This is a genomic window from Paenibacillus sp. FSL H8-0280 (genome assembly GCF_045040665.1).
GTDB classification, from domain to species: Bacteria; Bacillota; Bacilli; order Paenibacillales; family Paenibacillaceae; genus Paenibacillus; species Paenibacillus xylanexedens_A.
In genome coordinates this window covers 2,387,053-2,402,578 of record NZ_CP150296.1, presented here as the reverse complement: position 1 = coordinate 2,402,578, position 15,526 = coordinate 2,387,053, and the positions used below count along the sequence as shown (strand labels likewise).

The 15,526-nt window shown below is 45.6% G+C and carries 9 protein-coding genes; all 9 read right to left on the bottom strand.

The window, feature by feature from the left end; genetic code table 11:
- Positions 1-113: 113 nt before the first annotated feature.
- The 9 genes from MHI12_RS10765 to MHI12_RS10725 all read right to left on the bottom strand — a co-directional run bounded on the left by MHI12_RS10765 (position 114) and on the right by MHI12_RS10725 (position 15,462).
- Positions 114-3,161, bottom strand: a complete 3,048-nt coding sequence (locus MHI12_RS10765; protein WP_405172359.1) for a glycoside hydrolase family 2 TIM barrel-domain containing protein — start codon at positions 3,159-3,161, stop codon at positions 114-116.
- Positions 3,162-3,318: 157 nt separating this feature from the next.
- Complete coding sequence (locus tag MHI12_RS10760) at positions 3,319-4,149, bottom strand: carbohydrate ABC transporter permease (RefSeq protein WP_036609483.1); 831 nt, start codon at positions 4,147-4,149, stop codon at positions 3,319-3,321.
- On the bottom strand, positions 4,142-5,032 hold the full coding sequence (locus MHI12_RS10755) for a carbohydrate ABC transporter permease (RefSeq protein ID WP_036610887.1): 891 nt from the start codon (positions 5,030-5,032) through the stop codon (positions 4,142-4,144). Before MHI12_RS10755 ends, MHI12_RS10760 begins: the two co-directional genes overlap by 8 nt.
- A 141-nt stretch (positions 5,033-5,173) precedes the next feature.
- Positions 5,174-6,457 carry an extracellular solute-binding protein gene (locus MHI12_RS10750; protein WP_347400007.1) on the bottom strand — a complete coding sequence of 428 codons (1,284 nt, stop codon included), beginning with the start codon at positions 6,455-6,457 and terminating at the stop codon, positions 5,174-5,176.
- Between the two features lie 352 nt (positions 6,458-6,809).
- Positions 6,810-8,579, bottom strand: a complete 1,770-nt coding sequence (locus MHI12_RS10745; protein ID WP_405172358.1) for a sensor histidine kinase — start codon at positions 8,577-8,579, stop codon at positions 6,810-6,812.
- Positions 8,580-8,597: 18 nt separating this feature from the next.
- A complete protein-coding gene (locus MHI12_RS10740) occupies positions 8,598-10,145 on the bottom strand; it encodes a response regulator (RefSeq protein ID WP_405172357.1) in 1,548 nt (515 codons plus the stop codon).
- Between the two features lie 273 nt (positions 10,146-10,418).
- Positions 10,419-13,499 carry a X2-like carbohydrate binding domain-containing protein gene (locus MHI12_RS10735; protein ID WP_405172356.1) on the bottom strand — a complete coding sequence of 1,027 codons (3,081 nt, stop codon included), beginning with the start codon at positions 13,497-13,499 and terminating at the stop codon, positions 10,419-10,421.
- A gap of 403 nt (positions 13,500-13,902) precedes the next feature.
- Entirely contained in the window at positions 13,903-14,784 is an 882-nt protein-coding gene (locus tag MHI12_RS10730) for an SMP-30/gluconolactonase/LRE family protein (RefSeq protein ID WP_405172355.1), read from the bottom strand.
- Between the two features lie 15 nt (positions 14,785-14,799).
- Positions 14,800-15,462 (bottom strand): SGNH/GDSL hydrolase family protein, encoded by a 663-nt coding sequence (locus MHI12_RS10725; protein ID WP_405172354.1) that lies wholly within the window; start codon positions 15,460-15,462, stop codon positions 14,800-14,802.
- Between the last annotated feature and the right edge of the window lie 64 nt (positions 15,463-15,526).

The following is a 15,526-nucleotide window of genomic DNA, read 5'->3' as shown; positions in this document are numbered from 1 at the left end:
GTTTCATACCAAGCCTCTCAAGCTGTTCGTTGACATAACAAAACAGAGGCCTCCGATAGCGAAGACCTCTGTTCTTTATAGAATACATTCTTTATTCTGTACGATTTTTTTACTTACAGTGCACGAATGACAAATTCAAATGTCAGTTCGCCGTCTGAAGGGATCAGGTATTCCGGATGAACCGGAGCACCCCAGCTATCATCACCGCCAACACCCATTTGTTTACCTGCTACAGTCACGACCGTATAGTGCACAGGTGGCAATTCGTACGCATGTTGTGCGTTCTCCAGCTCAAATGCCGTATATGGTGAGACATTCAGCTCAACCGGAGCTCCAGAAGCTTCGATTTTGAAGCCACGTCCTGCATTGTCCGTCAATTTGGCCCAACGCACGCCAGTACGGTTGCCTGATTCCTGTGGTACAAGATATGGAGCTACAGTATCAACTACCTTGCTGCCGTGGATACCGAGACGTGCGCCAAATGCGCGGTCTGCATAGTTTTCTTCGGGTCCCATTGCGAGCCATTCCACGTTTTCGAAGTCAGGTGATGTTCTGAAGGACAATGCATGAATTGGCAGGTTTGGCAATCCGGCTGTACCTTTGTACGCATTATGCACACGTACGCTTCCATCTGCATGAACGGTATATACCACTTTCACTTGTACATCCTCCGAAATGTTGAGCTTGTACGTGAACTCGATCCGGTATTGATCCGGTTTCTGTTCCGCTTTCCACTCTACAGAACGTGGCATCAGGCTCGCTGCATACCAGGCTCCCAGTTCGAAGCCCATCGCCATACCTTTGTCATTATCCGTCATTGCACGCCAGAAGAGCGGTGCAGGTGGTACAGCAATCGTCTCGCGACCAGACAATTTCAGGGAAACCAGTGTCCCAAACTGTTTGGAGAACAGCGCATGTGTCTTGCCGGCACGAACACCGATGTTAACGTCACCTTCGATAACTTGTACATCACTTACAAGGTTCAAGTCGACTTCAACTACATCATTGACCTGATCCTGTGTGAAAATAAACTGTCCAAATGCCACTTCTTCGCCTTTGTCAGCCCACATTGTAGCTTCTTTTAACACAAATGCAGTGTTCACAGCGTACTCGCCGCCAGCCAGAGCTTCTGCACCAAGCGGAAGTTTCACTACCGTCTCGCTTTGGGCATCCACGTTGACTTCCAATGTTCCACGCAGCACTTCATGTCCCTCGCGCTCCAGGCTGTATACCAGTTCCAGCGCAGACGTATCTGCGAACAGATTACCGTTCACAATTTTAATACCTTCACGATCCGGGAACAGCTTGATGTTCTGGTACAGGAATTTAACCTCCTGCATTTTCGCAGTTACTTTACGGTCAGCATGGACGATACCGTTACCACAGAACGAATAGTCTGATGGACGATCCCCAAAATCTCCGCCATAAGCGAGGAATTCTTTGCCGTAACGATCTTTTTTATAAATGGATTGGTCGATGTAATCCCAGATGAATCCACCTTGATACATCGGATATTTGTCTTCCAACTCCGTATATTTGTGCATACCACCAATAGAGTTACCCATGGCATGCATGTACTCACAGCTAATATAAGGCTTGGTCGGGTTTGCATTCAGGAATTCCTCAATGTCTGCCGGTTTGGCATACATGCGAGTCTCCATATCACTTGTTTCATCGAAACGACGATCATGGAATACACCTTCATAATGTACCAGACGTGTTGGATCAGCCGATTTGAAGTATTGGGATACTTTGTAGATGACTTCACCACCATGTGATTCATTACCACAAGACCAGATCAGAATGGACGGATGGTTTTTGTCACGCTCCACCATGGATACAGCGCGGTCCATAACGATATCATGCCATTCCGGTTTGTCACCTGGAATAACCCATGAAGGCTCAACAGCACCAAGTTTCTGCCAAGATCCGTGTGTCTCCAGGTTCATCTCGTCAATAACATATAGTCCGTATTCATCACACAACTCATACCAAAGACTTTGGTTTGGATAGTGTGACGTACGTACGGCATTCATGTTGTTCTGTTTGATGGTACGAACATCCCACAGCATGTCTTCCTTCGTAACCGCACGTCCACGACGCGGGTTGAACTCATGACGATTCACACCTTTGAATACGATACGTTTACCGTTGATGTGCATCACTTTATCAATCATTTCAAATGTACGGAAACCAACGGCTTGAGGAACAACCTCAACCAGTGCACCCGCAGCATCATATACACGAATATAGAGACGGTACAAGTATGGAATCTCTGCGCTCCACAGGTTCACTGTGCCGATGTCTTCACGAAGACTTACTTGTCCATCGTTAACTTTGGACTCAAACGTTTTAACGGTATTGCCATCACGATCACGAAGTTCAGCCTCTACTCGCGCTCCAGCAACCGCTTTTCCTTCCAGTTTCAAATCTAGTTGCAACGTACCGTTGGTATAGGACTTGTCCAGATCTGTGCGAACATGAACATCACGTACGTGTGCAGCTGGGACGGTATACAGATATACATCTCTGAAAATGCCGGAGAAACGCCAGAAATCCTGGTCTTCCAGCCAGCTGCCTGTGCTGCGTTGATACACCTCAACTGCGAGTTTGTTCTCTCCATCCTGAAGGTATGGCGTCAGGTCAAAATCAGATGGCGTGAAGCTGTCCTCCCCGTATCCTACGAATTGTCCGTTAAGCCATACATAAAATGCAGACTCTACACCTTGGAAAGAAATATATACCGGATTAGACTCCCAACCTGCTGGCAGGTGGAATGTGCGAATGTAACTTCCAACCGGATTTTTATCCTGTGGTAATGCTGGTGGACGAATGTCGTTCAAGCCATCCCAAGGGTATTGTGTATTTACATATTGAATCTGTCCGTATCCTTGAAGTTGGATATGCCCCGGAACTTCAATATCATCCCAGCCTTCACTGGAAAAATCGGATGTATAGAGAAACTCAGAACGGCTGTCTGGACGAATTGCATAGTTGAATTTCCACGTACCATTCAGATCATAACGCATGGACATCGCGCCTGAACCTACAGCCTCGTCCATCGTTTGGTAATAACGGTGATCGGAATAGGCATGAAGACGGTTCACCTCAAATACACTTACGTCCCCCAACCAGTTGATATCTGCCTTTGTTGCTTTCATCGGCTCTCTCTCCCTTTAAAACGTTATAGTTTGACTTATTCAAGGTTTACTCTGGATTTCCTTTTGCTTTACATAAACAAAAAAGACAGAGGTACGCCATAACAGCGCCCTCTCTTCTTTCCTGCATCCGTCATTTGCACGGATTATGCTGTTTTCATTACTTCACGGAACCTACCATACCTGCAACAAAATGTTTCTGCATGATGAAGAAAACGATTGCTGTAGGCAGTGTTGCAATCACGATTGCTGTCATGATTACTCCGTAATCCGGAGAATAACCAGCACCCAGATTTGAGATCAACAGTGGAATCGTTTGTTGGTCAGGTGTTTGCAATACAATGAGTGGCCACAGATAGTTGTTCCAGCTACTCATGAATGTAATGATTGCTGCCGCTGCATATGTTGTTTTCATGGTTGGCATATAGATCTTCAAGAAGATGCCGAGTTCACTCAAACCATCAATACGTCCAGCTTCCAGCAAATCTTTCGGGAACATTTTGGTGTTCTGACGGAAGAAAAAGATCAGGAACGCTGTTGCGATGGTTGGCAAGATCACTGCTGCCATCGTGTTAATACCGATAACCGGTGCAACTCCCGAGATTGTTGCAAACATACGATACAGTGGTACCATAATCGCTGCAAACGGGATCATCATGGATAACAACAGGATATTAAACACGATATCACGGGACTTCGTGCGATATACCTCGAAACCATAACCTGCCATGGAACCAATAAACAGTGCCAAGAGAGTGGAAACCACAGAGATAATCGCCGAGTTTCCAAGAGCCTGTACCAGATTTGTCGAATCAATCAGTTTGTTGAAGTTATCAATAAAAGCTGAACCGGGCAGCAGTCTACCCTTGGTGACATCGACTGATGCATTTGTTGAACTGACCAGCATCCAGAAGAAAGGGAAAATGGATACAAAGGCGACGATGGATAGGAACACATACGTGAAAATCCGTTTTGCTTTAGCTTTAGCCATTTTTATTATCACCTGCCACTTTAAACTGGATGATGGACAATACAATAATCAAGATTACGATGGAATACGACACTGTTGCTGCATAACCGAAGTCCGGTGAATATTTGAACGAAAGGTTGTAGATGTATTGTGAAATCGACATGGTCGCATTACCTGGACCACCTTTGGTAATATTCATGATCTCATCGAAGATTTGCAATGTACCAATCGTTGATGTGATGGACGTGAAAAGGATAATCGGTTTAAGCAAAGGTACAGTGATTTTGAAGAATTGTGTAAAAGCATTCGCTCCGTCAATTCTTGCAGCTTCATAGATCGATTGATCGATGTTTTGCAGGGATGACAGATAGAAAATCATGTTATATCCGGTCCAACGCCAAGTAACGGCGATTATGATCGTAATTTTAGCCCAGAACGGGTCTGTGATCCATTGAATTGGATCGCCAATAATGTGCAAGCCCATAAGGAATTGATTCACCATTCCATCTGGTGCAAACAAATATTTGAATACAACAGAGTACGCTACCAATGAAGTTACACAAGGCAAGAAAATCGCTGTACGGAAGAAACTCCGGAAGCGCAGTGTGCTGTCATTCAGCAATACGGAAATAAACAAACCAAGGATAATCATTACAGGCACTTGAATAATCAAGTAGATAAATGTATTCGATAATGCTGTACGGAACGTTGTATCAACTAACAATCTTTTGTAGTTAGAAAGGCCCGAAAATTCAAGATTGGCTCCTACACCAGACTTGAACGATAAGAGCAGCGCTTGGATCATCGGGTAGAAGTAAAATGCAACAATCCCGACAACAGCCAGCAAAACAAAAGCCCATCCAGTCAAATTATTTTTCTTTTGGAGACTGTCTCCTGTATTCATGGCTTTCACAGTATGGCTCCTCTCTCTCCATGGAACATGGGTAGAACCCACGGAGCCTCTCGCCATATCCGGTTCGACTTGCGCCGGACATGGGAGACGGCTCCGATGTTTCCTAGGGTTCTATAAGTTACCTTGGGTATCTTAGTTTAATTGTGCTTCAGCTTGTTTTTGTGCATCAGCCAGAACGTCATCGATTGATTTACCGTTCAGGAATGCTTGCATTTCTACAACCAGAATATCTTCAATGGCATATGTGTTGATACCATAGTTTACGCTTGGAATTTCTTTCGTCCAATTTGCAAAGTCTGTGAAGATTTTTTGTCCGCCGAAGTACTCGTCTGCTTTGGCATACGCGTCACCATCAACTGCTGGTTTGTACGTACCAATTGCGCCGATGTTGTTCAACAGATCTTGATACAATTGTTTGTCAGAACCAAATGTTTTTGCTACAAAATCAGCTGCTTGATCTGCACCAGGAACGTTGTTCATAACATACCAAGAGCTACCACCCAAGTTGGATGCGTGAACAGAGTTTGCTTGACCAGCCATTTTCGGTATTGGAGCTACAGCCCATTTACCGGATTGGGAAGCTTCTTGACGTACAGATGGTGAGAACCAGTTACCTGTAGGGATTGTTGCTACGCTACCGTTATTGGCGTTGGCAACGAATTGACTCCAGTCAGAGTGCAATTTAACAATGTTGGCATCCATCATTGCTTTGTAAGTAATAAACGCTTCTTTCAGAGCAGCATTATTAGCAATGTCAGGTGTTTTACCATCTTCTGCGGAATACCATTTACCTGCAGTTTGGATCATCATACGAATCAAACCAAGGTCATTCGGGTCAAGAGAAAGAAGCTCTTTACCTGTTTTAGCTTTTACGTCTTTACCAATTTGGATGTAGTCATCCCAAGTGATGTCTTGCAGGTCAGCTGCTTTGTAGCCAGCTTGCTCCAGCAGATCTGTTCTGTAGTACAAACCAGCAACGCCGGAGTCAAATGGAACTCCGTATTGTTTGCCATCAAACGCTGTTGGTCCGAGTTTGTAATCTGCAAAATCGGAAGCCGTGATACTGGAAGACAGATCTTTGAACGCATCAGGATATGCATTCAAGAAGCTTTGTGAACGATAGTCTTCAATCAGAACTACGTTTGGAAGACCACTGGCAGTTCCGGAGTTAAGACCTGTGTTCAGTTTTTGAATGATATCAGCTTGAGCGTATTCAATGATGTTGATTTTCACATCAGGATTTGCTTTTTGATATGCTTCTTTTGCTGTTTCCATTGCAGCTACGTTAAAAGCTTTGTCCCAAGCCCAGACCGTAATTTCGTTTGTTTTTTCGTCACCACCACTAGCGGAATTACCTCCGCCACCGGATGAACATGCGGACAACAGCAGTACTGTAACGAGCATCAATACCCACATTTTTTTCAAAATATTCAACTCCCCTTCGACCTCTTTGTGTGTAATTTGTTTGCGTTTTCTGAAAGCGGTTGCTTTCGATGTATTCATCTTATCATTCCCATATCTCCATTCGTTAGTAATAATTTTGTACGGATTTGTCATCTTATTGCCACAATGAAAACCTTTACAGAAACCGTTTGCATTAAATTTGGCTTTTTGTAATTTCTTTTGATTTTGTAATTTCTTGATCTTGAAATAGTACAAAAATGATTTCACCCGCTTTACCTCTGACACGTGAAAATCCCCCGCCTCTGTAGAAAACAGAAGCGAGGGATCTCGATTTTAAGTGTATTCAATCGAATCGGGTTTCGATTCAACTCGTGATTAAAGGTAGTGTAACGGTGACTCTCGTTCCTTCCCCAACCGTACTCATAATGGTGACACCATAAGGTGAACCATATAATAACTCAATACGGTCATGTACGTTGCGAATACCGATCCCACTGAATAGTTGACGATTGTTCTTTGGATTGGGCAACGTTTCTCCCATGACAAGCCCTTCAATTCCATCCCCGTTGTCCATAATCTCACAGATGAGTGATTCTCCCGCTCTGGAAACCATGACATGAATCGTACCCGTTTCTTTCTTGATGAATCCATGGAAAAATGCATTCTCGATAAACGGCTGGATTACCAGTTTGGGTACATGATAGTGTGTACAATCCGGAGCCACGTAGAAAGCTGCTTTAATTCGGCCACCATATCTGACGTGATTAATGAAGACATAATTTTTCAAATTCTCGACTTCTTGTTCCACTGTAACAGTCTGGCTCACATCACTGATCGTATTTTGCAACAATCCAATTAATGCATTAATCGTCTCCGCAGCCCTGTCTTTGTTGCCTTGTTGCACCAGAACTTTGACAGATGCAAGTGTATTGTACAAGAAATGAGGGTTAATCTGACTCTGTAATGCCGCAAGCTCTGCGTTCCGTTGTTCATGCTGTGTCTGTACTAACTGATCCACATAATCATGCAGTTCATCAAGCATGTAATTGTAAGCATGACCAAGCTGCCTGCTCTCGTAGCTTCCGCTCACTGGAATATAGTTGTCCAGATCACTTTTTGTAATGTTGGACATCTGTTTCACAAGTCTGCGCAGTGACTTGGTAATCTGGCTGGTGATGAGAAACACAAGGATGAGTGCCCCCACAACGATAGCTGCACAGATCAGGGCAACCGTCTTCATGTCGATAAGTTGACCCATCGCCAGATCCCTATCCACTACATTGACAATATAAAACCGATAAAACGGTAAATACTCGGATAACACAACGCTATCCTGATCCATCACACGAGCATTAATACTTCTCGGAGAGTTGTTGTTCATATCCCGGGCATACGATAGCAAATCCAGCTGAGTTGTTCCGATCCAGTCTTCACGATTCGATGATACAATCTCACCTTTTTCATTCATAATGACCACATCATTGCCACGACTTGTAAAGCTGCTGTAAAATTGCCGGAATATGTCTTCTCTCATCGTGACATAGAGCGTACCGTATATCCGGCTGCGTGTTCGGTCCGTCAATGCTTTCGTCGCAGAGATCATCTGCTGACTCCCGAGCGTTGCCTCGTTTTGGTAAACATCAAAGATAAGACGACTCGGCGTCTCAGCGGCTTCCATCGTAATTGGCTCCTGCTTCAATTCATCCACGGACAACTGAAGGTGAGCACGATTCGTGGAATAGCTCCGTCCATTAATCCCCATAATTGTTATCCCGACTTCGTAGGATTCTGTGATGGATTGAACTCGATCCATCGTTTCCCTCATGTTATAGAAGGATTTGGCCATCGTGAGGGAATCGGCATCTCCTTCGGACAGGAATCCTCGGATCGATCCACTCTGCGTCACATTATTCGATACGGCAGCAATGGCCTCATTAAAGGATTCAAAATTTGTTTTGATCTGATTAAGCACCTTGGAGTTTGTGATACTGAACGTCTCAGTAAACAGATTGGTTGACATGTGAATGGTCGTCCATAAGATGAGTACAGAAACGAGGACAATACTGACCACCATAACCAGAAACAACTTGGGAAACAATCCGAGACGTGATAATTGGTTCATCCATTTCTTCATGATCTTATCCTTCTGACTTTATGCCCAGAATTTGCGCCGGTATCGGCTTGGTGATAGTCCGGTGAATTTTTTGAACACTTTGCAAAAGTAACTATGATCGGAATAACCTACCATACTGCTAATCTCAGAGATCGTTACATTATCGGATCGGAGCAGTTCCTCGGCTTTTTCAATCCGAATTTTGTTCAAGTATTCATTAAATCCTTCTTTTTTGTGAGATGAGAAATAACTGGATAAATACGATGGATTAAAATGAAAGTGCTTGGCTACTTCAGCAAGCCCGAGCGGCTGATCAAAGTGCTCATGCATGTAATCCAGCAGCATCTTCATGTTGGGATCACTTCGTTTTCCACCCGCACCAACGGTACACTCCTGAACTTCCGTCATGAATTGGTCAAGCACAGTCATGACTTCGTCCAGGCTTGAAGCCCCGTCCACATTTTTAAAATACGTATATTTGCTCTCTTCCAGCCCGGCAGACTGGACATCCATATCCGCGAGGGTAATGGTCACGTTGAAGATCAAGTTACCGAGAAATGATTTGATCTCAAACACATCGGCAATATAATCCCGTCCAAGTGTTTTTGCATGATCCTGTAAATATTCCCTTGCCGCTTCGACCCGGTTACGCTTCACATGCTGCAAAAACATATTCACATTAAACTGGTAACCTGCGGGATGCATTGGAGGGAGTTCACCATACACCAGGATTGGTCGATCCTTATAATAGAAGCGATATTCAATCAGCTTAATCAGATGTTCCCGGTAAACAACACCCATCTGTTCAAATGAAGTAAAGCTTTCACTAAGCACCCAACCAGGACTGCCTTCTCCTGCTGCATTTTCACTGGCCAACTGTCTGATCCGTTCAAGCATCCATTCATCTCTCGCAGGATCGACATTAAGAAGCATCACAGGTAATGTACCCTCTGCAGGAAGCATTGCACATTCTACTTCAGGCAGATCACTGCGGAGCTTGGTTTCAATCTGTTCCTGATCCAGCTTCAGTGGATTCCCTCCAGCACCCACGGGTTTATACACAAGCAAGCGAAAGGATTCATACGGAAAGGTATCTCGGATGATCGACATTTCGCTATCTTCATCCAATGTAAATCCGGACAGCATCTTCTCCATCAGTTGCCCAAGTCTCCAGCCATCGTGCGACGGCTCGAACTGTAGCTCCGGAATTTTACCCGCTGTGCGTTGAAGGACCTGCAATAATTCATTTGTATCCAGCTTGGGTTTCAGTATATAATCGGCTGCCCCGTGCTGAAGCGTTGAACGTACATACTCGAATTCACTGAAGCTGCTAAGTACAATAACTTCAATCTGCGGATTACTGGCTTTTAGTGTACGGACAAACGTTTCGCCATCCATGACAGGCATGACAATGTCGGTGATCACAATATCCGGTTTTAACAGGTTCACCTGCTGTAATCCTTCTTCACCGTTGGAAGCTTCACCCACAATGATAAATCCTTCCGCTTCCCAGTTCATATGGTGCTTTATGCCCTGTCTTACCAGAAACTCATCGTCAACAATCAGCACCTTGCACAACCGGTTCATGATCGCGACCCCCTTGTCTAATCTTTCCTCTATATCTGTATAGGCTATACCAACTATTATATATATCGGTTATAAACACTTTCCAGTGTTAGCGGTTACATTAATTCTAAATTAATTGTACATCTTTTTATATCCTAAAACGATCCTTTAAGCAATGGTAACTATCTATAGTTTACACTATATTTCGACAAAATAAGAAGCCCCGATTCGCCATTTGATCATCTGGCGAATCAGGACCCCTATTTCAATCCTTTATTTCGTTAAATCACTCACTTATGGTTCAATTCCCCATTGGAGACTTCCCGCGATATAACCAGTGACTTTGGACCAGTCCGTATAGGAAGTCTGACTACCTGCAAAAGAATAATCATCCGTTTGCGTATAGTTGGTCCAATTGTTCTTGGAGATGCGCGTATGGATTTCCGTGCTTTGTCCCGCATTCAGAGTTCCAGCTGAAGCTGTGAATCCAATCTCAAGCACGTGATCAGCACCTGTCCGTACCGGATTGAGTGCACTGAACGTGCCTGTCACATTCGCACTGCCGGCAGTCGCCCAGTCAGCGAAGAAGTTCTGAGGCTGTTCACCGTTTATCGTGTAATAGTATCTGATTTTTACATCAGACAGATTCAAGGCTGTAGTACCCGTATTTGTCAGTTTGAATTTGGGGCTAATCGAACTGCCCGTCGCCGAGGTATTGCTGTTAAACATCTCAATGCGTATGGTTCCAACAGGTGCAGCTGTCGTGTCTTTAATGAGCAGATTCAAGGTCGCGTGAGCGCCTGCGCTGAATTGAAAGGTTAGCGTCGCTGCGCCATTTGGCAGTGAAGCCAGGTAGTTTTTACTTAATACGACCTCATTGCCTGTCAACGTGTAATCTGTACCTGAAACCAGCGTTGCATTCCCGTTGCGAATGGATGCAAGTGTATTGCCGTTAAGTGTTAACGTGACTGGAATATTAACCTGATTGCCTGCTTTGCGATCAAATTCCGCTGTAACCGGTGTAATCGCAGAGTTGGTCACTGGAGTACCCCCGCCGTCTCCTCCGCCATTGTTACCTCCAACACGATCAGCATACAAAATTCCGCGGCCATTTGTTCCGAGATATACTCTTCCATACAAACGCGGATCACCCGTAATTGTGGTTACACGAGCATACTGATGCTGATCATCATTGATACGAACCCAATTGGCACCACCGTCATCGGAGCGGAAGAATCCACGTGTTCCATCGATCTGTGCAACCGTGTATAACGCAACAACGTTTTGCCCAGGGGCCGCTTTACCAAATCCGATACTGTCTGCTTCCTCAACATTGGCAAGCTTTGTGAATGTTGCTCCTGAATCTGTGGAATGCCATAATCCGTAAGGACCTTCTTCCTCACTACCACCTGCAAACCAGAGTTCGCCTTCAACACCTGGAACGGCATCCAGATCGGCATTTCCTTCCATCGGAAGTCCGGTCGCAGATGATGTCGTGAAGGTAGCACCACCGTTCACACTCACATAGATTTTACCTGCTGCAAATCCATAAAATTTGTTTGGATTGACACGATCCGAAATCACTTTCGCCTGTGCAGGTATGCCCGTACTTGCCGTCCAGGAATTGCCGCCAGTCGAATAATGTACGCCTTTATCTGACGTGCTCCATACGAGTCGGTTACCATTCGCAGAGATGGCTACGGTCCCCCCTCCGGTTGTGCCGGCAGGTTCTGCATTGGCCTTATACCACGTAGTGCCTCCGTCACTGGACAAACCAATGGATTTTGCATTTGGATCAGCAGCATAATCTGCTTTACCTACGCGAACCATCGTATTTGGACTTAACTCTGCAAAATCCAGACTTTCTGTGGAAGGATAGTTCGGGCTCGTAAATATGGTAGCTGGAGCCTGGTCCAGATTGTTATGACGGAATCCGGAGACATCTCCCACTCCGCTTATCAAATGTGCACCACTTGGCGGGCTGATCAGATCCAGTACGGCAATCTCCTCAACCCCCTTCGCCATCACTGAAATATTGATTTTTTCATCATCATCCCAGTCTGTCAGGTTCTTCGTACCATAGATCGTAGCACCTGTTCCATACATCATGCGATCCGAATCAAACGGATCAATCTCCAGATCACCAATCATCCAGCCCAGTTTTGGGGTTGTTTCGGGTGGGGCAGGATTGGTGCCAAATGTGAGCCATGGCGCTGCCGAAATATCCTGTGTATAACGTAACTTCCGGTTCGGATATCCTTCAAATTCCCATATGCGTGTCCACGTCGCTCCGCCATCTGTACTGCGGAACAAGGTAGCATCCGGCCACCAGGAATTTAATGTCGCAACCATCAATGTACCGGGATTCTGTGCATCAACAGCCAATCCGCCATATCCAAAATAATTATCCGTGCTACTGCTTGGAATAGGGCTTATGTTGCTCCAGACACCTGTCGATGTATTCAGTTTCCAAACGTCACCTTTTTCCCCATCATAGGGTCCAACACCATCGCTGTACGTAATATAGAGGCTTCCGTCTGAATCAAACACACCATGATGCGGGATATAACCTGTAGGTTGACCAGCAACAGCTGACCAGGTCAGGCCGCCATTTGTGCTGTGATACACGCTTTGAGCTTTATCCGCAACACCCACATAGATTGTCTGGGTTGCTTGCCCTGCCGAACCTGTTGTTTTGTCAAACGTAATCCATGCCAGACCTACGATGTCACTGGTATATTCATTCGAAGGATCTTGCACATAATTTCCCGGATTCGGGAAGCTTGTGACTTCGTTCCAGGTCACACCGTAATCGGTACTTTTCCATAACCCATGACCACTTCGTGCTCCGAAATACAGAATACTGTTATCATTTGGGTCCACGGTCAGGCGTTCTCCCATTGAACGTCCCGGCATGTTGCCGCCCACTTTGAACGGAAGTGTTGTGGTCTGCCATGTATCTCCCCGGTCCGTAGAGCGCAAGATGGAGCCATTATTTTGGTCCCACGAATTCGTATACGTCCCAACTGCCATATACACCCGATCGGGATCAACCGGGTCCGTAGCCAGTGCGTCCACACCATTCTTGTTCCAGTCATCCCAGCCGACAAAATCCGTTAAGGGTATCCACCTCTCGTCAGCCGCATTCCAGCGATAGGCTCCCCCGATATCCGTACGGGCATAGATCAGATCCTTTTCCGACTCGTTGAAAATAATGCCCGGTACAAACCCGCCTCCTGCACCCGTCACCACATTTTTCCACTCATAGGCTTCACTTGGTGCCGCCGCTGTCGTTCCAGCAAGTCCTCCCAGCGAGGCGGTTACTACGGCAACCGTCAGGCTCATCATTCGTAATTTCCCCATAAACGTTCTCATATCAACTTATCCTCCTCTTCTACTTCGTTACTGCATTTCGGTCTATCCCCGCTGTCTCATCGTGCTGATGATGGCGTGCCAGACGAATCAATGCATCTTTTGATACAAGAAGCCTCACCCCCTTCCAGTCATATTGTTAAGCGCTTACATAATTGTTCTTGATTCGCGGTTATCTGGATAATACTTTAAATAAATAACATTCGCTGGCAATCTCCAAACCCCTCTGTCGAAATTCCGATTTTTGTAAAATATTTTCAGTGTTTAAACTCGTTTATGCAACAAAAAAAGATGCTGTTAGAACAGCACCTTTCGACGGTTTATATAAGATTAAAAAATGGAATCGTTTCTTACCTGACAAACCAGACAGAGGTTCACTAAGGTTCACTACATGATTGGCACCTGTTTATTTCTGGCTACCATAAGCGTGAGTTTCCTGCCCTTTAACTCCCGGTCTGATGACAAAAAGTGAGCCCGCATCCGGTGTCTCTTTCAGACGTTCTTCCTTAATCCCTATACGTGCTGTTGTAATGTATAACTCTTCGAGATCCGGTCCACCAAAACAGCAGGATGTTACCTGATCTGCCGGCACCTCGATCTGTTGCAACAGTTCTGATGTATGCGGGTTCCAACGCGTGACTCTTCCTCCGCCCCAGTGCGCAACCCACAGCATGCCCTCAGCATCTACCGTCATCCCATCCGGAAAACCAAATTCCTCCGGTATGTGAATGACACTTGTCCGATTCTGTATCGTACCTGCCGTCAGATCAAAATCAAATCGGTCAATAGCACGTGTCGGGGTATCAATGTAATACATGGTCTGCCGATCCGGACTCCAGCCCAAGCCGTTGGATGTAGATACACCTTGTACCATTGTGCGAACGGGTTGCCCTTGCTCCAAACAATACAACGATCCGGCTTTGCTTTCATTATTCATGCTCATCGTGCCTGCCCAGAAGCGGCCCTGCGCATCACACTTGCCATCATTAAATCGATTGGTATCCTTCTCTTGTTCAGGGTCCTCAATGGCATGACGCGCACCCGTAAGCAAGTTATACGTGTAAAATCCACTGCGCAAAGCAACCACAACTTCGTCACCACGATAAGGAACAACAGCGCCGACATGTTCACCGACATCATAAGCCTGGTCCTGCCCTGTAGCCGGATCATACACATGTACCTTGAAGCTTTCAATATCTACCCACAATAATCGATTGTTCTCCGTATCCCAGCTTGGACCTTCCCCCAGTAATGCCGGGGTTTGTACTGCTACAGTTACGTTGCTCATGCCATCACGTCCTTATTAAGATTTGACGCCGCCTGACCATTCGAATCCGATGGCATCCAAGAATGCTTTGGACAGTACCATATGGCCCGTTGCATCCGGATGTACCCGATCATAAGTCAGCACAGACGTATAGAAATGATCCCAAAATGGAGCAAATGCAGCCTGTGTATCCACATACACCGCATCATACTCACCCGCGACCCTGCGTACCGCTTCTCCGTAGATATCCATCGTTGCCCGCATCGGATCTTCCGGATTGGCCTCAAGATAATAAGGTGTCATCAGTACCAGACCTTTCAGGTTGGGACGAACCGAAGCCACCAGTTCACGCAATGTGGATTCGTATTCTTCAAGAAACACATGTGATTCTGTTGACAATGGGTTGTCGAACTGACGCCATACATCGTTAATGCCAATCATGATCGTCAGCCAGTCCGGTTTAAGGTCCAGCACATCACGATCCCAGCGCTGTTTCAGATCACGAATCGTATTTCCACCATTACCCACATTCTGGACACGCAACATCAATTCCGGATAGATGGACCGCAAGAGGGCATAGACTTGCGCTACGTAACCATGGCCGAGACCTGAACTGCCTTCGCCTACAGGATGTTCCCGGCCACAATCTGTAATCGAATCACCGATAAACAAAAGCTTGTCATTTTTTTGCAATTTCATCGTTATTTTCTCCTTCGCTCCAAGGCGCTAATATAAGAATAATTGATTAATCAGGACCGTTAAG